The sequence below is a fragment of the Campylobacter concisus genome (assembly GCF_002914195.1).
In the GTDB taxonomy this organism is placed as follows: domain Bacteria; phylum Campylobacterota; class Campylobacteria; order Campylobacterales; family Campylobacteraceae; genus Campylobacter_A; species Campylobacter_A concisus_M.
Map to the genome: position 1 here is coordinate 25,046 of NZ_PPAU01000132.1, position 18,925 is coordinate 43,970.

22 protein-coding genes and 1 other RNA gene are annotated in these 18,925 nt (G+C 37.6%); 18 read left to right on the forward strand and 5 right to left on the reverse strand.

What is annotated here, in order from left to right; translation table 11 throughout:
- Positions 1 to 7 precede the first annotated feature (7 nt).
- Positions 8 to 1,021, reverse strand: coding sequence for a hypothetical protein (locus CYP28_RS09250; protein WP_103593949.1), 1,014 nt, complete (start codon positions 1,019 to 1,021; stop codon positions 8 to 10).
- Positions 1,022 to 1,082: 61 nt separating this feature from the next.
- Between CYP28_RS09250 and CYP28_RS09255 the strand changes: the two genes are divergently transcribed.
- The 4 genes from CYP28_RS09255 (at position 1,083) to rnpB (ending at position 4,549) form a co-directional block, all read left to right on the forward strand.
- On the forward strand, positions 1,083 to 1,904 hold the full coding sequence (locus CYP28_RS09255) for a thiamine-phosphate kinase (protein ID WP_103593950.1): 822 nt from the start codon (positions 1,083 to 1,085) through the stop codon (positions 1,902 to 1,904).
- A complete protein-coding gene (gene truD / locus CYP28_RS09260; protein WP_103593951.1) occupies positions 1,882 to 3,006 on the forward strand; it encodes a tRNA pseudouridine(13) synthase TruD in 1,125 nt (374 codons plus the stop codon). Before CYP28_RS09255 ends, truD begins: the two co-directional genes overlap by 23 nt.
- A 453-nt stretch (positions 3,007 to 3,459) precedes the next feature.
- Positions 3,460 to 4,077: a Type 1 glutamine amidotransferase-like domain-containing protein gene (locus CYP28_RS09265; RefSeq protein WP_180997974.1), complete on the forward strand. Its 618-nt coding sequence runs from the start codon at positions 3,460 to 3,462 to the stop codon at positions 4,075 to 4,077.
- Between the two features lie 146 nt (positions 4,078 to 4,223).
- Positions 4,224 to 4,549: RNase P RNA component class A (rnpB, locus tag CYP28_RS09270), an RNA gene on the forward strand.
- A gap of 14 nt (positions 4,550 to 4,563) precedes the next feature.
- On the opposite strand, the gene CYP28_RS09275 is transcribed toward rnpB, so the two are convergent.
- The 4 genes from CYP28_RS09275 to CYP28_RS09290 are packed head-to-tail and all read right to left on the reverse strand — an operon-like array spanning position 4,564 to position 7,323.
- A complete protein-coding gene (locus tag CYP28_RS09275) occupies positions 4,564 to 4,791 on the reverse strand; it encodes a hypothetical protein (protein WP_087577120.1) in 228 nt (75 codons plus the stop codon).
- A complete protein-coding gene (gene fliS / locus CYP28_RS09280; protein WP_072594313.1) occupies positions 4,784 to 5,155 on the reverse strand; it encodes a flagellar export chaperone FliS in 372 nt (123 codons plus the stop codon). The genes CYP28_RS09275 and fliS overlap by 8 nt, the downstream gene beginning before the upstream one ends.
- A gap of 9 nt (positions 5,156 to 5,164) precedes the next feature.
- Positions 5,165 to 6,925, reverse strand: a complete 1,761-nt coding sequence (fliD, locus tag CYP28_RS09285) for a flagellar filament capping protein FliD (RefSeq protein ID WP_103593953.1) — start codon at positions 6,923 to 6,925, stop codon at positions 5,165 to 5,167.
- 2 nt (positions 6,926 to 6,927) lie between these two features.
- The gene (locus CYP28_RS09290; protein ID WP_084041076.1) at positions 6,928 to 7,323 is read right to left on the reverse strand and encodes a FlaG family protein; all 396 of its coding nucleotides are present in this window, start codon (positions 7,321 to 7,323) and stop codon (positions 6,928 to 6,930) included.
- Between the two features lie 120 nt (positions 7,324 to 7,443).
- On the opposite strand from CYP28_RS09290, the gene CYP28_RS09295 reads away from it, so the two are divergent.
- The 14 genes from CYP28_RS09295 to CYP28_RS09360 all read left to right on the forward strand — a co-directional run bounded on the left by CYP28_RS09295 (position 7,444) and on the right by CYP28_RS09360 (position 18,921).
- Complete coding sequence (locus CYP28_RS09295; RefSeq protein ID WP_103593954.1) at positions 7,444 to 7,788, forward strand: ornithine carbamoyltransferase; 345 nt, start codon at positions 7,444 to 7,446, stop codon at positions 7,786 to 7,788.
- Entirely contained in the window at positions 7,785 to 8,351 is a 567-nt protein-coding gene (rsmD, locus tag CYP28_RS09300) for a 16S rRNA (guanine(966)-N(2))-methyltransferase RsmD (RefSeq protein WP_103593955.1), read from the forward strand. Before CYP28_RS09295 ends, rsmD begins: the two co-directional genes overlap by 4 nt.
- Positions 8,352 to 8,416: 65 nt before the next feature.
- Complete coding sequence (locus CYP28_RS09305; protein ID WP_103593956.1) at positions 8,417 to 9,469, forward strand: flagellar basal body P-ring protein FlgI; 1,053 nt, start codon at positions 8,417 to 8,419, stop codon at positions 9,467 to 9,469.
- The gene (locus CYP28_RS09310; protein WP_054196705.1) at positions 9,469 to 9,768 is read left to right on the forward strand and encodes a rod-binding protein; all 300 of its coding nucleotides are present in this window, start codon (positions 9,469 to 9,471) and stop codon (positions 9,766 to 9,768) included. The genes CYP28_RS09305 and CYP28_RS09310 overlap by 1 nt, the downstream gene beginning before the upstream one ends.
- A 58-nt stretch (positions 9,769 to 9,826) precedes the next feature.
- Positions 9,827 to 10,030, forward strand: coding sequence for a flagellar biosynthesis anti-sigma factor FlgM (locus CYP28_RS09315; RefSeq protein ID WP_072594307.1), 204 nt, complete (start codon positions 9,827 to 9,829; stop codon positions 10,028 to 10,030).
- A gap of 13 nt (positions 10,031 to 10,043) precedes the next feature.
- Positions 10,044 to 10,475 carry a flagellar export chaperone FlgN gene (gene flgN / locus CYP28_RS09320; protein WP_072594306.1) on the forward strand — a complete coding sequence of 144 codons (432 nt, stop codon included), beginning with the start codon at positions 10,044 to 10,046 and terminating at the stop codon, positions 10,473 to 10,475.
- A 3-nt stretch (positions 10,476 to 10,478) separates the two neighbouring features.
- Positions 10,479 to 12,350, forward strand: coding sequence for a flagellar hook-associated protein FlgK (gene flgK / locus CYP28_RS09325; RefSeq protein WP_103593957.1), 1,872 nt, complete (start codon positions 10,479 to 10,481; stop codon positions 12,348 to 12,350).
- The gene (locus CYP28_RS09330) at positions 12,347 to 13,114 is read left to right on the forward strand and encodes a TIGR02757 family protein (protein WP_103588683.1); all 768 of its coding nucleotides are present in this window, start codon (positions 12,347 to 12,349) and stop codon (positions 13,112 to 13,114) included. The genes flgK and CYP28_RS09330 overlap by 4 nt, the downstream gene beginning before the upstream one ends.
- Before the next feature lie 66 nt (positions 13,115 to 13,180).
- Positions 13,181 to 13,717, forward strand: coding sequence for a superoxide dismutase family protein (locus CYP28_RS09335; RefSeq protein WP_103593958.1), 537 nt, complete (start codon positions 13,181 to 13,183; stop codon positions 13,715 to 13,717).
- 154 nt (positions 13,718 to 13,871) lie between these two features.
- Complete coding sequence (locus CYP28_RS09340) at positions 13,872 to 14,633, forward strand: TSUP family transporter (RefSeq protein ID WP_087577113.1); 762 nt, start codon at positions 13,872 to 13,874, stop codon at positions 14,631 to 14,633.
- Positions 14,634 to 14,698: 65 nt separating this feature from the next.
- Positions 14,699 to 15,382 carry a F0F1 ATP synthase subunit A gene (locus tag CYP28_RS09345; protein ID WP_054196701.1) on the forward strand — a complete coding sequence of 228 codons (684 nt, stop codon included), beginning with the start codon at positions 14,699 to 14,701 and terminating at the stop codon, positions 15,380 to 15,382.
- 162 nt (positions 15,383 to 15,544) lie between these two features.
- On the forward strand, positions 15,545 to 16,966 hold the full coding sequence (gene gatB, locus CYP28_RS09350) for an Asp-tRNA(Asn)/Glu-tRNA(Gln) amidotransferase subunit GatB (protein WP_103593959.1): 1,422 nt from the start codon (positions 15,545 to 15,547) through the stop codon (positions 16,964 to 16,966).
- 12 nt (positions 16,967 to 16,978) lie between these two features.
- Complete coding sequence (locus CYP28_RS09355; protein WP_103579507.1) at positions 16,979 to 17,869, forward strand: NAD(P)H-dependent glycerol-3-phosphate dehydrogenase; 891 nt, start codon at positions 16,979 to 16,981, stop codon at positions 17,867 to 17,869.
- Positions 17,866 to 18,921, forward strand: coding sequence for a glycoside hydrolase family 3 N-terminal domain-containing protein (locus CYP28_RS09360; RefSeq protein WP_103593960.1), 1,056 nt, complete (start codon positions 17,866 to 17,868; stop codon positions 18,919 to 18,921). Before CYP28_RS09355 ends, CYP28_RS09360 begins: the two co-directional genes overlap by 4 nt.
- Positions 18,922 to 18,925 lie beyond the last annotated feature (4 nt).

Consider the following 18,925-nt stretch of genomic DNA (forward strand, 5'->3'; position numbering starts at 1 on the left):
TCTAGTTTTAGACTAGATTTACTTTTAGCGTATGCTCTTTTAGGCTTGCTGGAATTTTGCCATTTTCAAGCTCGATCAGTTCGCTAACTCTTAAAACATAAAAATCCTGCAAGCTTCTGTTTGTAAATTTTTCAAGCTTTTTTGAAAGCGTTTCAAACATATAAAACTCAGCCTCATTGCTAGCTATTAAAAAATCAGCCCCACTATCAAATGCATTAAAGATGGTCTTGCTTGCAAGTGCAAATGCAAGCTTTTCGTTTACTTTTAAAAGTTCAAATCCACAAGGAAATTTGATGTTTAGATTTATAAAATTTGCTCTAAATTTATCTAAATTTGCAGGGATTTTATCGCTTACGGCTATTTTGAACTCTTTAAATTTATCCAAGCTCTTTATCTTTTCAAGCTCATTTTTTGAGGTCTTATCCTCTTTTATCCCTAAAATTTCTTTAAAAAACCTAATCGCTTCGGTATAAATTTCGCTTCCGCCAAAGATAAAATCATCAATCTTGCAAGCTATTAAAATACCATTTTCATTGTTGATAAGCCTCATGATCTCATCATTTTTTTCTTTTTTATAAAGATGATGAGCTAGTATGATGGCCGCTGCACCTATAAAATTTGGCTCGTATTCTCTCACAAAATCAGCATAAAAATATGGCTTTAAGCTTGCATAAAAATCTTTGTCTGCTTGATTGCAAAATTTATCAAATGGCTTAAATTTCTCCCAAAAGTCGTCATCATTTATCTCAAGATCTAAAACCGTTCTTTTTTCATCAAGTGGCGAAATCACAAGTTTGCCTGCAAATTTCTCATATAAATTTACTAATGGTTCAGCGGTGCTCACTACGACATCATTTACTTTCACAAAGCCAGTTGTTGGCTGAAAATACGGATCAATCTTTTTAATATGCAAAAATAGCTCGTCAAGGTTTGCGTAATCTAAAATTTCTAAAAAATATGGTTTGAAATACGACAAAATATCCTTTTTTGCATTAAATCTAAAAATTTCTATTTTTTGCATTTGGCTCCTTTTTTGGCTTATTTTATCCTAAAATTAAAAGGAGTTTCATTATAATGGCCCGATGGATAAAGAAAATTTTACGATTGAATGCTTTGGTAACGCTTATATTGGCGATGATGCGGCCGTGCTTGGCAAGCAGGTCTTTAGCAAGGATATCTTTGCTGAAAACTCGCACTTTAAGCATGGCTGGCTAAGCCTTGAAGAGATCGGCTATAAGGCGATGATCGTAAATTTTTCAGATACGATCGTGATGAATGCTAGGCCAAAATTTGTCCTTCTTGGACTTAGCTTGCCAAAAAATTTCACACCGCAACAAATCAAAGAGCTAAGTAGCGGCATAAATAGAGCGTGCGAGGAGTTTAGTGTAAAGATTATCGGTGGAGATACGATAAGTAGTAAAATTTTAAATATAAGCGTTAGTGTAATTGGCGAGCTAAATGGTAAAGCTGTGCTTAGGAAAAATGCAAAATACGGCGATCTGGTGGCTTTTACTGGCGAGCTTGGAGGTAGTCAAAAGGGGCTAAATTCACTTCTTAGGCTTGGCCAAATTTCAAAAAACTCACGATTTAAAAAGCCTATTTTAAGAGATAAATTTTTCTACAAAGCAGCTCATCTTGTAAACTCCGCTATGGATATCTCAGATGGGCTAAATGCAGATTTTGCTAAGCTTTTAAAGGCTAACAAAAAGGGTGCTAAATTTACAAAAAAGCTAAGTAAATTTGAGCTTAGTAGCGGTGAAGAGTATGAAATTTTATTTACTTTTAGTCCTAAAAATTTAAACGCTATCAAAAGGATTGCCGCAAAAACACGGACAAAGATTAACGTCTTTGCAAAAATTTCAAATAAAAGGTTAAAACAAAATGCAAGAAACCACCACTTTTAAGCCACTTTATGCACTCACTCATGCGCCTATCGAGGCCTACTTTTCTAAAAATTCAGATGATTTTGTCGTGCGCGAAATACCACTTTATGAGTTTAGCGGTGACGGTGAGCACTTAATCGTTGAAATTTCTAAAAAAGATATGACGACACAAGAGGCCTTGCATGTCTTAAGCGAGGTTACAGGAGCTAAGATGCGTGATTTTGGCTACGCTGGGCTAAAGGACAAGCAAGGTATGACGACTCAGTTTATCTCTATGCCACGTAAATTTGAGAGCAATTTAGCGAATTTTAGTCACGAAAAGATTAAAATTTTAAGCCTAAATGCGCATAAAAATAAGCTTCGCATCGGACATCTAAAGGGAAATAGCTTTTTCATTCGCTTAAAAAAGGTGTTACCAAGTAATGCCAAAAAGCTAGAGCAAGCATTTGTTAGCATCGATAAAATGGGCTATGCAAACTATTTTGGCTATCAGCGTTTTGGTAAATTTGGCGACAACGCTGCAACTGGGCTTGAGCTACTTAAAAACGGGACGATAAACGGCAAAAAGAGCAAAAATCCAAAGCTAAACGACTTTTTGATCTCGGCATATCAAAGTGATCTTTTTAATCGTTGGCTTAGCAAACGCGTGGAGATTTCGAAGTTTGCGCAGGATTTTAGCCTAGGCGAGCTAGCTCAAATTTACCCGTATCTTGATAACGCGATTTTGAAAAATTTAAAATCACAAAAGAGATTTTTTAAGCTGATAGGGGGCGAAGTCTTGGGGCACTACCCGCACGGCAAGTGCTTTTTATGCGAGGATTTGGACGCGGAGGGCGCACGCTTTGACGCTAGAGATATCACTAGCTGCGGGCTGATCGCGGGCGCGAAGGCGTATGAGGCGCAGGGGGCGGCGAGAATGGTAGAGGATCAAGTTTTCGCGCAGGCAAATGAATACAAAGCTAAAATGACGGGATCTAGGCGCTTTGCGTGGTGCTACTTGGAGGATACAAGCTACAAATACAACGAAGAAAAAGCGCACTTTACGATAAATTTTACGCTGCAAAAAGGTAGCTACGCAACGGTGGTGCTAGAAGAAATCTTGCATAAAAACATCTTTGAATAGGGCGGCGACTCGTCTTGTGAGCGCTTTTAAATGATTTTTGTGTCTATGCTCGTAAGTGCAAGCAGAGTATAAATTTCGCTCCGCGATAGGCTGTATACCTTATTTTTGGACGAAATTTATTTCTTTTGTTTAGCTACGAGCATAGCGATGTAGAAAACATTTAAAACCATCTCGCAAGACTTCAACTTAACTTTTTTGTTTAAATTTCTCAAATCAAAATCTGCCTTGCCTAATGCTCTTTAAAAGCTGTGAGCAAAACGGAGCAAAAACTTTGCCTTGTCGTTTTAAGCTCAAATTTGAGGCAAAATTTATCAAATTTTTATACCAAGATTCATATCTTAAAATCGCTAAAATTTATCCGTGGAGCAAGACGCGAGCGACGTGAAACGCGAGCGTTTCTAGGAACGTTTAGATATAATGCGTTTACAAATTTATATTTTAAAGGGATTAAAAATGGCAAATATTTTTCTTTGCTCTTATTTTGCGGAGGTTGCGAGTAAGATCAATGAAATGATAGATTTTCAAGGTAAGCACGTTGCTTTTATCGATACGGCAGCAAAATTTGAAGAGGTGAATTTTTACGTAGATGAAGCGGTGGAGATTTTAGAAAAATTTGGCGCGAAGCTAATACGCCTTGACGTCTCTTGCGCCAAGGATTCGGCAGCGCTAGTATCTAGCCAAGATGAGCCATCTTGTGAAGATAAAATTTTATCTGCCATTAGTCAGTGTGATATCATTTACGTTAGCGGTGGAAATACATTTTATCTGCTTAACGAGCTGCGAAAATCGCGCGTCTGGCAAGCTATAAAAAATGCAGTCAAAGCGGGCAAAATTTATATCGGCGAGTCGGCGGGAGCGACCGTGGCTGCACCAGATACTAGATATGCTACACTGATGGATGAAAATAGCGCGAAAACGAGTGATTTTACAGGGTTAAATTTGGTTGATTTTTGCGTTGTGCCGCACTTTGGCTGCGAGCCTTTTACGCAGGCCACGCACGAGATAATGGAGAAATTTGGGAACTTGTACGATTTACGACCTATAAATAATGCTGAATTTATTGCGCTTTGAGATAAATTTTTAACAAAACATACGCTAAATATTTACTCAAAGCACTCTATCTGTTTGCAAATCTGCCTTTTAAATAAAAAACATAAAGTTAAAAGTCTAAAGCTTTTAAAGCTAGAAATTTAAGCCAAAGGCGCTATAATTTTGCTCTGGCACGGTAAGCGATCGCTTTTGTTTTTGCAAAAGAGGAAAGTCCGAGCTGCGATAAGACAAGGTTCCATCTAACGGATGGCTAGGGAAACCTAAGGGATAGTGTAACAGAAAGTAGACTTCCGCTTCGGCGGTAAAGGTGAAACGGCGGAGTAAGAGCCCACCGGCACGCTTGGTAACTTGCGTGGCCATATAAACCCAACCTGCAGCAAGAAGGGATGGTTTTGGTCTTATATTAAAACCCTTCGCTAGAGCTTGTTTGTAAAAGCAAGCGTAGATAAATGATCGCTCAAGACAGAACTCGGCTTAACGCCGTGCCTTTAAATTTATAAAAATTGATTAGTTTGTTACGTATTTTTGAGCTTTTTGTAGCTTTATAAGCTCATTTTGGATGTGTGAAGACTTGCTTTTTAAAAGCTCTATTGCTCCGCCAATTAGTGCTTGTGCTTCTTGTGCCAAAGCTAGATTTGTAAACATATCCTCACTAAAATTTTCTGACAAAGCAGCTATCTTGCTCGTATCTTCGTTTATCAATGCTAATTTAAATTCATTAATCCAACTATTCACCTGATGTTACCTCTCTCCATGCTTCAGATAGTTGCTTTACGACATTGGTTACTTCATTTAAAGCTGCAACATCGTTTTGAATATTTGCCATGGCAAGAAGCTGCATCTGTCTTGTATAAAGGCCGCTAAGATAGTGGGCTACGTCGCCTTGAGAATAATCAAGCGAATTTAAAAGCTCAACAAAAATAGCGTTTGTCCTATTAATATAATAAACTTTTTTCTCTATATCTCCAGCTTCTATCGCCTTTTTGGTACGAAATATAAATTTTAAAATTCCGTCATAAAGCATTTCTATTAATTTAGTTGGGGACTCAATGCCCCCAAAACTAGACTGTGCGTATGCACTATATGCACTCTGATTCATCTTTCTCTCTTATTTTCTACTATTTATCTCTGCATCGATCATTGATTTTAGTGTCGAGAACTGATTTTCTAAACTCGCGATGATAGCGTTGTACTTTATAAAACGCTCTTGCATTGTTGTGTACTTTTCATCTAAAAGCTTTTGTGTGCTCTCTTTGTTTTTTGTGATCGACTCGTTTTCGTCTTTTAATTGATTTTGCATAGCAACCATCGTGCCACTTTTGCCAACTACACCATCAAGCATTTTAGCTAGCTTTGTAAATAGCCCATCTGTCTTTTTGGTTACTGGATTTATGGTAGCTTCATTCATGCCTAGAGCTGTTAAGGCTGAATTTTTACCTTTTACTTCGATATTTTCACCATCGCTTCTTTTTAAGACGATTCTTTTGCCACTTTTATCAAGACTAGCTGTAACTCCAGTTATACCAGCGTCATTTATAGCTTGTTGAAGTTTTAGTGCATTCTCTTCGGCTGTGGCAGTGGCAGTAGTTGAGAATGTAACTGACTTGCCGTTTATCGTAAGATCACCAGCTTTTATGTCCAGTGCTCCAGCGCTAACAGTCGATGCTCCCATATAGCTTATTGGCTCGATCTTGCTTGATCCCATGAAAAATTTCTGAATCTCTTCAGGATCTTTACTAAGAGCTGCATTTAGTTTATTTAGGTCAAGCTGAAGCTGTCCGTCTTTATCAGGTACTATGCCATATTTGCTTAATGCTTTGCCTTCGCTATCTTGTCCGTTTACAAGACGACCAATATTTGATCTTAAGCTTGAAATTTCGCTAACGCCTTGGAAAGTGCCAGCTCCTTTTTCCTCGTCATATTTTGTGGCTATACCAAGGTTCATGGTCATTAGGTTGTAGTCTTTGATAAATTCTTCAACCGCTTTTATTACCTCTTTTGTATCCTGAGAAACGCTCACGTTTGTTTTGCCGGTTTCATTTAATGTAATAGAAATTCCCGGTCTTAAGTCGTTGAAGGTATTTTTGCTTCTTTTTACATTTACTCCGTTATATGTAAATTCCGCATCTTGTGCCTTTAAAATTCTATTCTTTTCAAAATTTGATGTCATCTTTGGTGTGCCATCAGGATTTGTTAGTAGAGTGCCATTTGCATCTTTGTCCTGAAACTGCGTACTATCCCAGCCAAGCTTATCTAAAACACCAGCCGTATCATTTGAAAATTTAATAGTCTGTGTTGCGCCAGTGTTGCCTGATTGAAGCATGATTTGATTTGGCTTATCTCCGCCAACATTTAAAATTCTAGCTTGTAATTTGCCGCCACTGATATCATTTATCTTGTCTACAATATCTTGATATGTGGTTGATCTAGTTACGCTAATAGAAAATTTTTGTCCATCGATCTCAACATCAAAAGAGCCGTTATTTGTCGCACCTACTAAGTTTGAAGCGTTTTTGAAATTTGAGCTTTGAAATGTATCTTTTTGAGCAAGTTTTTGCACATCGATACTAAAATTTTGTACGCTAACACCATTTGACGCTGAGGCTGTTACGCTTTTGCCAGCATTATTTGTAGTTCTTTTTAGATAAAGCGCCTCTCCGCCAAGTGTTTTACCACTTACGTTTACGTTGCTAACTAGAGTTTTTAGCGCTGCAAGGTCTTTTTGCTTTAGGTCATTTCTTTCTAGTCTTTTTGTTAAAGGCTTGATCTGTCCTGCTTCATCTGCTTCTTTTAATTTCTTGATAAGATCGTCATTTAGTCCGCTATTTTTTGTACCGATTCCTAAATTTGTTACGTTACCTACTGCCATTTTTAACTCTCCTTGTCAAAAAGTATTCCGATACTTTCCTTGAAATACTCGCTTATTCTTATAGCTTCTTTGCTAGGAAGTTGTGTTATCTCCTCGCCAGTTTTAGCGTCTTTTACTTGCACGACCATTAAATTTAGCTTCTCATTGTAAGCAAATCTTACATTAGTATCGAGCTGCTGCATTTGATAGTTTAGTCTATCGGTGACCTCTCTTGTTCTTTTGGCAAGCTCTTCGTTGCTAAGTCCGTCTAGCTCGTTAACATCTTTGGTTTCATTGTTTTTATCAGCACTTAATTTAACATCAGAATGCTCAATAGGTCTGCTATCTATTTGACGCTGAGCAGATGTGCTCATGCTCGTATCTAGCACCTGATTTGCTGCTGCCTTAAAGATTTCCATAGTTTTACTCCTTAAAACTTACGTTAGCTTCTACATCGGTAAAATTTTAAAATCCTTTAGTGTTTATATAAATTTTTGATTATTTAGGCTAAAATCGAGCAAAAATTTATAGGAAGAGATATGAAAATTTCATTTGAGTGCGAGTGTGTTTTACTTCAAAAGACACTGCTGCTTTTTTGTGGAAATTTAGCTGCTCATCATAAGGATTGTGATTTTGTAGTAAGTGACCGCGAGATTGCGACAAAAAAACCACTATTTATAATAGGTAAAAATGCTCATCTTTCTCATCCTTTTACCAAAATGGCACTTCTTGATACGCTTGAAGAATTTTACTCAGCTATGCAAATTTCAAAAGCAAATGAGCTAAATGAAGCTAAAAATGAAAAGGGCTTAGAAGAGAAAATTTCACTTTTGATAGATAAATTTAAAGCCGATCTTCTTGAAATTCTAAGGGCAAACCAGTGAAACTCTACACTAAAATCTCAAGTGGTAAATTTAAAGGTAAAAGGCTTGAACTGCCAAGCCTAAGCACGACTAGAAGCACAAAAAGCATCGTAAAAGAGTCCTTCTTTAACGTCATTAGAGATGAAATTTACTCGCTTACATTTATAGAGGGCTTTGGTGGAAGTGGCGTGATGGCAAGCGAGGCCATTAGCAACGGAGCACGTGAGGCTATCGCTATCGAAAAAGATAGAGCCGCTTTTAAGATCACACAAAGCAATCTTGCTAGCCTAGGGTGCTCAAATTTAAAAGCGATAAATGGTGATTCCTTTTCTGTCTTGCCTGATCTTATAAATTCTCAAAGTGGCAAAGTCTTGCTCTACCTTGATCCACCGTTTGACATAAGAGCTGGCTTTGATGGCATCTACGAAAAGCTTGTAAATTTAATCTCACAGCTAAAAAAAGAGAAAATTTATATGATAGTTTTTGAACACAACAGCGACTTTAAATTTTGCGATGAAATTTCTACATATAAACTTGTAAAATTTAAAAAATTTGGAGCTACTTCGCTCTCTTACTTCCAATAATTTATAAAAATTTGGAACATCTTTTGCTTTAAAAACCTAAAAATAGCTAATTTTTAGGAAAAAATATGAAAAAATTTTTATCTTTTGTAGCAGCTTCTGTGATAGCTACTTCAGCTTTTGCTACGCAGATAAAAGAGCTTGCAAGCATAGTTGGCGTAAGAGATAACCAGCTAATAGGCTACGGCCTAGTTGTCGGACTAAACGGCACAGGTGATGGCTCAACGTCAAAATTTACGATACAGTCTCTATCAAACATGCTTCAAGGTGTAAACGTAAAGATAAATCCAGATGATATCAAGTCAAAAAACGCAGCTGCTGTTATGGTAACAGCTAAGCTTCCTGCATTTGCAAGGCATGGCGATAAGCTTGATATCGTGATCTCATCTATCGGCGATGCAAAAAGTTTGCAAGGTGGTACTCTTCTCATGACGCCACTAAAAGGCGTTGATGGTGATATTTACGCTTTGGCTCAGGGTGCTTTAAGCATCGGTGGTAAAAGCGTGGGTAGATCAGGTGGCAATCACCCGACCGTTGGCTCTATCCTAAATGGAGCTTTGGTTGAGCGAGAAGTTACTTATGACATTTACAATCAAGATAGCATAAGACTAAGCCTAAAAGATACAAATTTTAAAACCGCTCTTGATATCCAAAACGCCATAAATGCAAACATTTCAGACGATACTGCAAAGGCGATCGATCCAAGAACGGTCATCGTTAAAAAGCCAGATGATGTTAGCATCATCGAGCTTGCAAGCGCTGTGCTTGATCTTGATGTGGAGTATAAGCCAGATGAGAAGATAGTGGTTGATGAAAGAACTGGCACAATAGTAAGCGGCATAAATGCTGTGGTTAGCCCAGTTGTCTTAACGCATGGTGCAATCACAATAAAAATAGAGCCAAATAGCTATGACGAGGCAGCGCAAAATGATGTAAATATAGGAAGCGATACGTCGGTCGCACCTAGTCAAAATTTACTTAAAATTTCAGGTGAAAAAACAACCGTTGCAAATGTAACAAGAGCGCTAAATAAGCTTGGGGCAACACCAAGTGATATCATATCGATACTTGAAAATTTAAAGCGAGTTGGTGCGATACAAGTTGATTTGGAGATAATATAATGCAAATAGATAACACCTTAGCGCTAAATTCATACAATGAAATTTCTACAAATAAGATAAAAAACGCAAATGCTAAACAAGATGCTCTTTTAAAAGAGCAAACTGATGCATTTGAGGCTTATATGGTAAAGGCTGTGCTTGATATTGCTTTAAAAGAAGATGAGCACAACTCGCTATATCCAAAAGCTGCTGGTAGCGACATTTATAGGTCAATGTATAACGATGCAATGAGTAAAGCATTGAGTGGAAATCTTGGTTTTTCAGAACTTTTGTACGATTTTTTAAAGAGAGACTCTTAAGTAAATTTATATTCTGCCGATGTAGTGATATAAACATTTTATTTTAAGAGGTATGAATATGATAAGGCCTTTGAACCAAAGACCAAATTTTCAGGCAAATACGCTAAATAAAAATAGCGATGCCAAGGTCGAAACTCAGAGTAAAGAAGTAAGAACAAACGAAAACGCAAAGCTAAAAGAGATAGCTGATGCCATAGCAAATGGCACTTATCAGGTTGATATCTCAAAAACGGCTAGGGCTGTGGCTGATGCGTTGCTGTAATTAAGGAATTTAAATGATTAAAAAGCTTTTGGACGAGGCTATAGGCGAGCTTGATGAGCTTATAAATTTAACCATACAAGATATCGCAAATATAAAAGAGGCTAAACACTCAAGCGTTGATGAGAGTGTAAAGAAAAAAAATGCCTTAGTTCGTGCATTTGAAGATACAAAAAGAGCACTAGATAAAGAGCTTTTAAAGGTATCAAAAGAGAGCGGTACGACTACACTTGCTAGTGTTTTAGACGATGAAGTGAAGTCAAAGCTTGTACTTATGCGTTCAAAGCTTGAAAATTTACATAAAGTTAATAAAGAATATGCAAGGCATGTCGTTGCTGTTAAAGAATTTTTTGACTCACTTAATGAAAAAATTTTTGGCACTAAAACAAGTGAATACGGCCAAGATGGAAACAGCATAGATAATAATTTTTATAAATCAAGGGTTTAAAAAATGGCTAATATTTTTATGTCATTAGGCACGGGTGTTTCGGGACTAAATGCAGCCCAGCTTCAAATAAGTACAACCGGAAATAATATAGCAAACGCCGATAGCAACTACTATACAAGGCAACGTGTTGTCCAATCTGCATCTCCAGCGATGAATACAGTCCCTGGCGGAGTTGGTACAGGCACACAAGTAGATACTATAACAAGACTTCATGATGAGTTTGCCTACTCAAGATTAAAATACTCATCATCAAATTTAGAAAATACAGCCTATAAACAAAGAATTTTGCAAGAAGCTACAAAATATTTTCCTGATCTAAAAGATAATGGAATGGTGAAGGACATTCAGGAGTATTTTTCCGCGTGGAATAACTTTGCTTCAAATCCTAATGCTGGTGCTCAGAAAGTAAATTTGATAAATAAAGCAAGTGTATTGACTGCAAGTATCAACCGCTCATCAAAGATGCTTTATGATATGCATGAAAAGATTGATGAAACAATAAAAATAAATATAAAAGAGATAAATTCTCTAGGCAGACAAATAGCAAACATTAATAAGCAAATCCAAAGAATAGAATCAGGCGCAGACGCTGGTATAAAAATAAATGCAAATGATCTTCGTGATAAACGTGATGAATTAGAACTTGCTATGTCAAAGCTAGTAAATACAGCTGTTTATAAAAGCGATCTAAAGAGCAATTCTAGGGTAGATACAGGAATAACAGATCAAGGAAAATACTACAATCTAAATATTGGCGGTGTAAGTATCGTTGATGGTGTAAATTTTCATGAAATTTCTATGAGTTCAACTGAAAGTGGACGATATACAAAAATTTATTATGAAAGAGAAGATGGCAGAAGAATCCCAATGGAAGAAAAGATCATAGGTGGTAAAATCGGAGCTGCACTTGATCTTAGGGGCCGAAACTACGAGCCAGATAATGATAAATTTAGCGACGGAACGATCCAAAAATACATTGATAATTTAAATACATTTAGTAAAACCTTGATAACAAGTACAAATAATATCTATGCCGAATCTGCAGTTGAAATTTCTAACTCAGATCCGATAAGCTATTTAGAAGGTGATAAGACATTGATGAATCATGATAATAGTATAAGAAACGGAAGTTTTGAAGCTATTGTTTATGATAACAAAGGCAATGTCGTGGCCAGAAAAACTATAAATGTAAATGGAACGACGACGATGAATGATACAAGATATGGCAACTCTATCGTCAAAGACTTTAACTCAAACTCAGATGACAATAAAGACAATAATATGCTAAATGACGTTGATGACTTTTTTGAGGCGTCATATTTTTATGATAAAAATACTAAAAAAGGCACATTTTCTCTCATTCCAAAACAAGCTCAAGGGCTTTATAGCATATCAATAGTCGATCACGGCACAAATTTCCCAGGTGCTGTTGGTATAAATAGATTTTTCTCAGGTACTGACTCAAATAGTATCGGTATAAATCAAAATTTTACCCAAGACCACACAAAGCTTCGTGCCTACTCAAAGCCAGTTATCGGAAATAATGAAGTTGCAAATAAAATGATCCAGCTTCAGTATCAAAAGCAGACCTTTTACTCAAGTGGCATAGCGCTTGATAGAGATGAAACGATCGAGGGATATTACCGCTATCTTACGACTGACATGGCGAGTGATACAGAGGCAAATAATACTATCCACGACACAAATACGTCTTTGCAAAAGACAGCTGAAGAAGAATTTCAATCAACAAGTGGCGTAGATACAAATGAAGAGCTTACAAATTTGATCCGCTTTCAAGCAAGTTACGGCGCAGCGGCAAAGATCATCACGACAGTTGATCAAATGCTTGACACGCTTCTTTCACTAAAACAATGATCGAACTAAAGAGCCTTTTAGACTCACACGTACTTAGCAAAAATACAAATTTGGGGCTGTTTGAAGCCCCAGATCCACTTCAGGTAGCCACTAAATTTAAAGAGCCAAACATAGCGCTCATTTGTGCGTTATTTGCTTATGGTAATGCAAAAATGATAGTGAAATTTCTAAATTTACTTGATTTTAGTTTGCTTGATGAGAGCGAGCAAAATATCAAGAAAAATTTATCAAATTTCAAATATCGCTTTCAAAATGAAAATGATGTAAAAGAAATTTTCATCACTCTCTCACGCCTTAAAAAAGAGGGCGAAATAGAGGAAATTTTACGCCAAGGCCTTGCAAAAAATGGCGAGATGATAGAGGGCGTAAATGAGCTTATAAAATTTATATATAAGCTAAATTCTTACCGCTCTGACGGATATGAGTTTTTCTTTGGTAAGAGTTTTGACAAAGAGCCACAAAGCCCATATAAACGTTACAATATGTATCTTCGCTGGATGGTAAGGGATAGCGACATTGACCTTGGACTGTTTAAAAATTTACCAAAAGATAGGCTTTTGATGCCACTTGACGTGCATACGCATAGAGTTTCTTTAAATTTAGGACTTATAAACAGAAAGAGCTACGATTTCAAAGCAGTCATGGATCTTACAAAAAAACTTAGAGAATTTGATGAGTTTGATCCGATAAAATACGACTTTGCGCTTTATAGAATAGGGCAGAGTAAAGAGTTAGAAACTATCATAAAAAATCTTAATCAATAAAAATTATTGCTAAATTTTTAAATTTAGGGTAGACTTGCCATACAATTTTATCCATAAGGAGCTTGTATGAAAAAAATCGTTTTACTAAGTGCAGTTTTAGGAACTTTGCTTTTTGCTCACGAAGGCCATCACTTTGATCCAAAGGCTGGAGAGCATCTAGTTATACCTGTTAATGAGCTAAGCGAGAAGGGCGATAAGAGTGTCGGCGAAGTAGTAGCTGTTAAGACAAACTACGGCGTTGCATTTTTTCCAAATTTAAAAGGACTTACTGCAGGGCTACACGGCTTTCACATCCATGAAAATGCTGACTGTGGTGCGACTGAAAAAGGTCTTGGCATGAAAGCAGGTGGCCACTGGGATCCAGCTGGCACAAAAATGCACTCTTTTGCCTGGGATGATAAAGGTCACAAAGGTGATTTGCCAGCACTTTATGTAGATGCTGAGGGCAATGCGAACTATCCAGTACTAGCCCCAAAGATAAAAAATCTTGACGAGCTAAAAGGTCACTCACTAATGGTTCATGTTGGTGGCGACAATCACAGCGACAATCCAAAAGCACTTGGCGGTGGTGGCGCTAGAATGCTTTGTGGCGTTATTAAGTAATCACTTTAATAAACGAGTCTTTGAGCTAGATCTAAAGGCTCGTTTAAATTTATAAATTTTAAAAATCTCTCATTTTAAATATAAAAATTTTACAAAAAGATAAGTACAAATAAATTACAATCTGCTTTTATTTCAATTATCAAAAGAGCAAAAAATGGAATTTGATCTACTTAGCTATGTCGTTTTTTTTGTAGCTGCGTTTTTAGGTGGTTTTATCGATTCTATCGCTGGTGGAGGTGGGCTTATAACGCTTCCAGCTATTATGGCGATGGGCGTACCACCACACCTTGCACTTGGTACAAATAAGCTTCAAGGAGTTTTTGGTAGCTTTACAGCGACTCTAAATTTCACAAAACGGGGATTAATTAATTATAAAGAGTGCTTTGTAGGTATCGTTTTTACTTTCATTGGAGCTATCATTGGAGCAGTGGTTATTCTATTTTTAAATACAAATTTTTTAAAGATAATTATCCCATTTTTGCTGATTGCTATTTTCATCTACACGCTTTTTATGCCAAAAGTCGGCGAAAATGATAGAGCCGCAAAGATGAATGAAAAGCTATTTTATGTAGTTTTTGGACTAATGCTTGGCTTTTATGATGGTTTTTTTGGTCCAGGAACAGGCTCTTTTTGGACATTTGCGATAGTGGCATTAATTGGGCTAAATTTAAAAAAGGCTGTCGCTCATACAAAACTCTTAAATTTTACTAGCAATATCGTTGCTCTTGGCATTTTTATAGCTGGTGGACAGATGCTTTGGGCTGTTGGACTTTTAATGGCAGTTGGTCAAATTTTAGGCGCATATTTTGGATCAAATCTTGTCATTAAAAAAGAGGTTAAATTTATTAGAACAATGTTTTTAGTGGTAGTTGCAGTGACTATTTGTAAATTGATTTTCGATTATTTCAGAGTTTAAAATTAAAAATGTTTTAACAATAATTTTGTTACAATCACGAAAAATTCTAAATCCAAGGTAAATTAATGAAAGATTTGTTTCTATTTTCAAATTTCCTAAATAGCTCCCACGCCTTTATCTATGCGTTTCACTTTCTGCTTGTAGCTTTGATTGTTATCATAGTTGCTTATATAGCAAGGAGTAAGATGCAGCTTGTACCAAGAGGTCTTCAAAATATAGTTGAAGCCTATTTAGAAGGCGTTATATCTATGGGAAGAGATACTTTAGGTAGTGAAAAACTAGCAAGGAAATATCTTCCACTTGTTGCAACTATCGGTTTTATCGTATTTTTTTCAAATGTTGTAGGTATTATTCCTGGATTTGAGTCACCAACATCAAGTCTAAATTTAACTCTAGTTTTGGCTTTAGTTGTATTTGTTTATTATAACTTTGAGGGCATTAGAGAAAATGGATTTTTTAAATACTTTGGACACTTTATGGGGCCGAATAAATTTCTAGCTCCTATTATGTTTCCAGTTGAAGTCATCTCGCATCTTTCACGTGTAGTTTCGCTATCATTTCGTCTTTTTGGTAATATCAAGGGAGATGATTTGTTCTTGCTAGCAATGCTTACACTTGCACCTTGGTTTGCTCCACTTCCAGCTTTTGCACTTCTAACGCTTATGGCTGTTTTGCAAACATTTATCTTTATGATGCTAACTTACGTTTATTTAGCTGGTGCTGTTGCTATTAGTGAGCACGAGCATTAAAATTTAAAGCCATATTTTTATATGGCTTTTTCCTTTTTAAACTATTTAAATTTTTGAATCACCTTCTTTATTTTCCAGTCAAAACGCTCATTTTTAGATATTTTAAAAGAAAGTATCGCTAAAATACGCCTTAAAAATTTGCATAAATTTAAAGGTAAAAATATGTTTGAAGTCGTTATCGGTTTAGAAGTTCATACTCAGCTTAATACAAAAACTAAAATTTTCTGCTCTTGCTCGACTAGCTTTGGCGACGAGGCAAACACTCACGTTTGTCCGACCTGCCTAGCTCTACCTGGAGCGCTACCTGTGCTAAACAAAGAGTCCGTTAAAAAGGCGATCAGCTTTGGCACAGCGATAAACGCTAAGATAAATAAAAAATCAGTCTTTAATAGAAAAAACTACTTCTATCCAGACCTTCCAAAGGCATATCAAATTTCCCAGTTTGAGATCCCTATCGTAGAAGGTGGCGAGCTAATAATCGACGTAAATGGTACTAAAAAACGTATCGGTGTAACAAGAGCACACCTTGAAGAGGACGCTGGAAAGAACATCCATGAAGAAACCGAGAGTTTGGTTGATCTAAATAGAGCCGGCACGCCACTTCTTGAGATAGTTAGTGAGCCAGATCTTAGAAGCAGTGATGAGGCGGTGGCTTATCTTAAAAAATTGCACTCGATCCTTCGCTTTTTAAATATAAGTGATGCAAATATGCAAGAGGGCAGCTTTCGCTGCGACGCAAACGTCTCTATCCGTCCAAAAGGCGATACCAAGCTTTACACAAGGGTTGAGATAAAAAATCTAAACTCATTTAAATTTATCCAAAAAGCGATCGATTACGAGGTGGAGCGCCAAAGCGCAGCTTGGGAAGACGGCAAATACGACCAAGAAGTCTATCAAGAGACAAGGCTGTTTGATACGACAAATTTAGTGACAAGATCTATGCGTGGCAAAGAGGATAGCGCGGAGTATAGGTACTTTCCTGACCCTGACTTGCTGCCTGTTGAAGTGTCAGAGCAGATGTATAACGAAGCGATAAAAATTCCAGAGCTTGCCGAGCAAAAGGTCGCAAGATATGTTAGCGAGCTAGGCGTAAAAGAGAGTGATGCGCTAAATTTAACTCAAAGCGTTGAGATGGCTAGATATTTTGAAGAGCTGATCGCCGCTGGAATTCAACCAAAGCTTGCTACTACTTGGCTCATAGTCGAGCTTCTTGGTCGCTTAAATAACGGCGTAACGATCGAGACAAGCCCAGTTAGCAGCGCTAAGATGATAAATTTACTAAAACGCATAGAAGATGGCACGATAAGCGGCAAAGCTGCAAAAGAGGTGCTAGACTATCTAATGGAAAATGACGCGGACGTTGATAGCGTCATCGAAAAGCTTGGCTTAAAACAAGTGAGCGACGACTCAGCGATCATCGCGATCATAGATCAAATTTTAGCTGCGAACGCCGACAAAGTCGAAGAGTATAAAAACGGCAAAGATAAGATATTTGGCTTCTTTGTGGGTCAGGTGATGAAAGAGGGCAAGGGTGCCTTTAATCCAGGCAAGGTCAATGAGCTTTTAAAGGCCAAAATAGGCTAAAAAAGGGCTAAAATGAGCATAGCAGTCATCGGAGCTGGCAAGTGGGGCAGCGCGCTATTTCACGCATTTAGTGAAAATAACGAGTGCGTCATCAGCTCAAGAACGCCAAGAGAGATGCCAAATTTTGTAAGCTTGGATGAAGCTTTGGAGTGCGAATACCTAGTCTGCACGATCCCAACGCAAGCTACAAATTTATGGCTAAAGCAAAACTACAAAAACAAAGGTCAAAAGATCCTAGTCGCCAGCAAGGGCATAGACACGGCAAATCTTAAATTTCTAAATGAAATTTATGAAGACTTTGTTAATAGAGAAAATTTAGCCTTTCTTTCGGGACCAACCTTTGCAAAAGAGATCATGCAAAAGCTGCCTTGCGCCTTGGTAGTAAATTCTAAAAACCAAAATTTAGCTTCAAAATTTGCCTCATTTTTCCCAAGCTACATGAAAGCCTACACCTCAGATGATGTGATCGGCGCTGAAGTATGTGGGGCGTATAAAAACGTGATCGCCATAGCTGGTGGCATCTGTGACGGCCTTGGCCTTGGCAATAACGCAAGGGCGAGCCTCATTTCACGTGGGCTTGTCGAGATGGCTAGATTTGGCAAATTTTTTGGCGCAAAAGATGAGACATTTATGGGGCTAAGCGGCGCAGGGGATTTATTCTTGACCGCTTCATCGATACTTTCACGCAACTACCGCGTAGGTCTTGGCATTGCAAGGCACGAGAGATTAGAAAAAATTTTAAATGAGCTTGGCGAGGTGGCCGAGGGTGTAGATACAGCAAAGGCAATTAGCAAGATCGCCAAAGAAAAGGGCATATATGTGCCGATCGCTAGCGAGGTTGAAAATATGCTAAATGGCAAAGATGTTTTTGAGAGCGTTAAATCACTTTTAGGAAGAAGATGAGAGCTTTTAAATTTATACTTTTTATGGCTATTTTTGCTTTGGGGCTTAATGGCGCAGAAGTGAGCCTAAGAGCCAAAGTCTCGCAAATGATAATGGTTGGCTTTAATGGGGCTAGCACAAAAGATGCTGCATTTCGCGCGATGTTAAGCGACGCTGGATATGAGAGATTTGGCGGTGTGATGCTACTTGGCAGAAACGTTACCAACAAAGCCCAGCTAAAAGCTAGCATAAAAGCAATCAAAGAAAAAAGTCCTAAAATTTTTATCGCTATTGATGAAGAGGGCGGCAATGTAAGTCGCATGAAGGATAGTAGCTTTAACGGTCCATATCCTAGCGCATACGAGGTTGCAAGTACGCTTGACATCAAAAGCGCATACGATCTCTACTCGAAAATGGCTATAAATTTAAAAGAGTGTGGCATAAATTTAAATTTCGCTCCAGTGGTCGATCTGCACGATGAAAACTCGCCGATCATCGCCGCTAAGCAAAGGGCGTTTAGCGAGTATGCAAGCAAGGTGGTGATCTATGCTGATGCTTTTATGGACGCATTTAAAGAGCAGGGTGTGATAACTACGATCAAGCACTTTCCGGGGCATGGCAGCTCAAAAGAGGACTCGCATAAAAATAAGAGTGAGATCACGCTAAGTAAAGATGCGCTACTACCATATAAAGACGCCATAAGCACAGGTAGAGCGCAGATCATCATGGTAGGGCACCTTTTTGTAAAAGGTATTGACGAGGACAATCCGGCTACACTTTCTAAAAAAATAATAACCGATCTACTGCGAAATGAACTTAAATTTAATGGCGTAGTTATCAGCGATGATATGCTGATGAAAGGCGTTGGCGACGATGCTTTGGCGCAAAAGGTGGTGAAATTTATAAACGCTGGAGGCGATATCTTACTTTTTAGTGAGTTTAAGATAAACAACCAAAGAACGGCTGATCTAGTTACTCAGATGATAATTGACGCTGTAAATGAGAAAAAGATCAGCAAAGAGCGAATAGACGCTTCATACAAGAGGATAATGGCTCTAAAAGCGAAGCTTTAAATTT

What these genes read in the sequence shown, in the direction of transcription:
- CYP28_RS09250 (WP_103593949.1), bottom strand. Translation starts at nt 1,021, where the DNA reads ATGCAAAAAATAGAAATTTTTAGATTTAATGCAAAAAAGGATATTTTG.
- CYP28_RS09255 (WP_103593950.1), top strand. Translation starts at nt 1,083, where the DNA reads ATGGATAAAGAAAATTTTACGATTGAATGCTTTGGTAACGCTTATATT.
- truD (WP_103593951.1), top strand. Translation starts at nt 1,882, where the DNA reads ATGCAAGAAACCACCACTTTTAAGCCACTTTATGCACTCACTCATGCG.
- CYP28_RS09265 (WP_180997974.1), top strand. Translation starts at nt 3,460, where the DNA reads ATGGCAAATATTTTTCTTTGCTCTTATTTTGCGGAGGTTGCGAGTAAG.
- fliS (WP_072594313.1), bottom strand. Translation starts at nt 5,155, where the DNA reads ATGAATCAGAGTGCATATAGTGCATACGCACAGTCTAGTTTTGGGGGC.
- fliD (WP_103593953.1), bottom strand. Translation starts at nt 6,925, where the DNA reads ATGGCAGTAGGTAACGTAACAAATTTAGGAATCGGTACAAAAAATAGC.
- CYP28_RS09290 (WP_084041076.1), bottom strand. Translation starts at nt 7,323, where the DNA reads ATGGAAATCTTTAAGGCAGCAGCAAATCAGGTGCTAGATACGAGCATG.
- CYP28_RS09295 (WP_103593954.1), top strand. Translation starts at nt 7,444, where the DNA reads ATGAAAATTTCATTTGAGTGCGAGTGTGTTTTACTTCAAAAGACACTG.
- CYP28_RS09305 (WP_103593956.1), top strand. Translation starts at nt 8,417, where the DNA reads ATGAAAAAATTTTTATCTTTTGTAGCAGCTTCTGTGATAGCTACTTCA.
- CYP28_RS09310 (WP_054196705.1), top strand. Translation starts at nt 9,469, where the DNA reads ATGCAAATAGATAACACCTTAGCGCTAAATTCATACAATGAAATTTCT.
- CYP28_RS09315 (WP_072594307.1), top strand. Translation starts at nt 9,827, where the DNA reads ATGATAAGGCCTTTGAACCAAAGACCAAATTTTCAGGCAAATACGCTA.
- flgN (WP_072594306.1), top strand. Translation starts at nt 10,044, where the DNA reads ATGATTAAAAAGCTTTTGGACGAGGCTATAGGCGAGCTTGATGAGCTT.
- flgK (WP_103593957.1), top strand. Translation starts at nt 10,479, where the DNA reads ATGGCTAATATTTTTATGTCATTAGGCACGGGTGTTTCGGGACTAAAT.
- CYP28_RS09330 (WP_103588683.1), top strand. Translation starts at nt 12,347, where the DNA reads ATGATCGAACTAAAGAGCCTTTTAGACTCACACGTACTTAGCAAAAAT.
- CYP28_RS09335 (WP_103593958.1), top strand. Translation starts at nt 13,181, where the DNA reads ATGAAAAAAATCGTTTTACTAAGTGCAGTTTTAGGAACTTTGCTTTTT.
- CYP28_RS09340 (WP_087577113.1), top strand. Translation starts at nt 13,872, where the DNA reads ATGGAATTTGATCTACTTAGCTATGTCGTTTTTTTTGTAGCTGCGTTT.
- CYP28_RS09345 (WP_054196701.1), top strand. Translation starts at nt 14,699, where the DNA reads ATGAAAGATTTGTTTCTATTTTCAAATTTCCTAAATAGCTCCCACGCC.
- gatB (WP_103593959.1), top strand. Translation starts at nt 15,545, where the DNA reads ATGTTTGAAGTCGTTATCGGTTTAGAAGTTCATACTCAGCTTAATACA.
- CYP28_RS09355 (WP_103579507.1), top strand. Translation starts at nt 16,979, where the DNA reads ATGAGCATAGCAGTCATCGGAGCTGGCAAGTGGGGCAGCGCGCTATTT.
- CYP28_RS09360 (WP_103593960.1), top strand. Translation starts at nt 17,866, where the DNA reads ATGAGAGCTTTTAAATTTATACTTTTTATGGCTATTTTTGCTTTGGGG.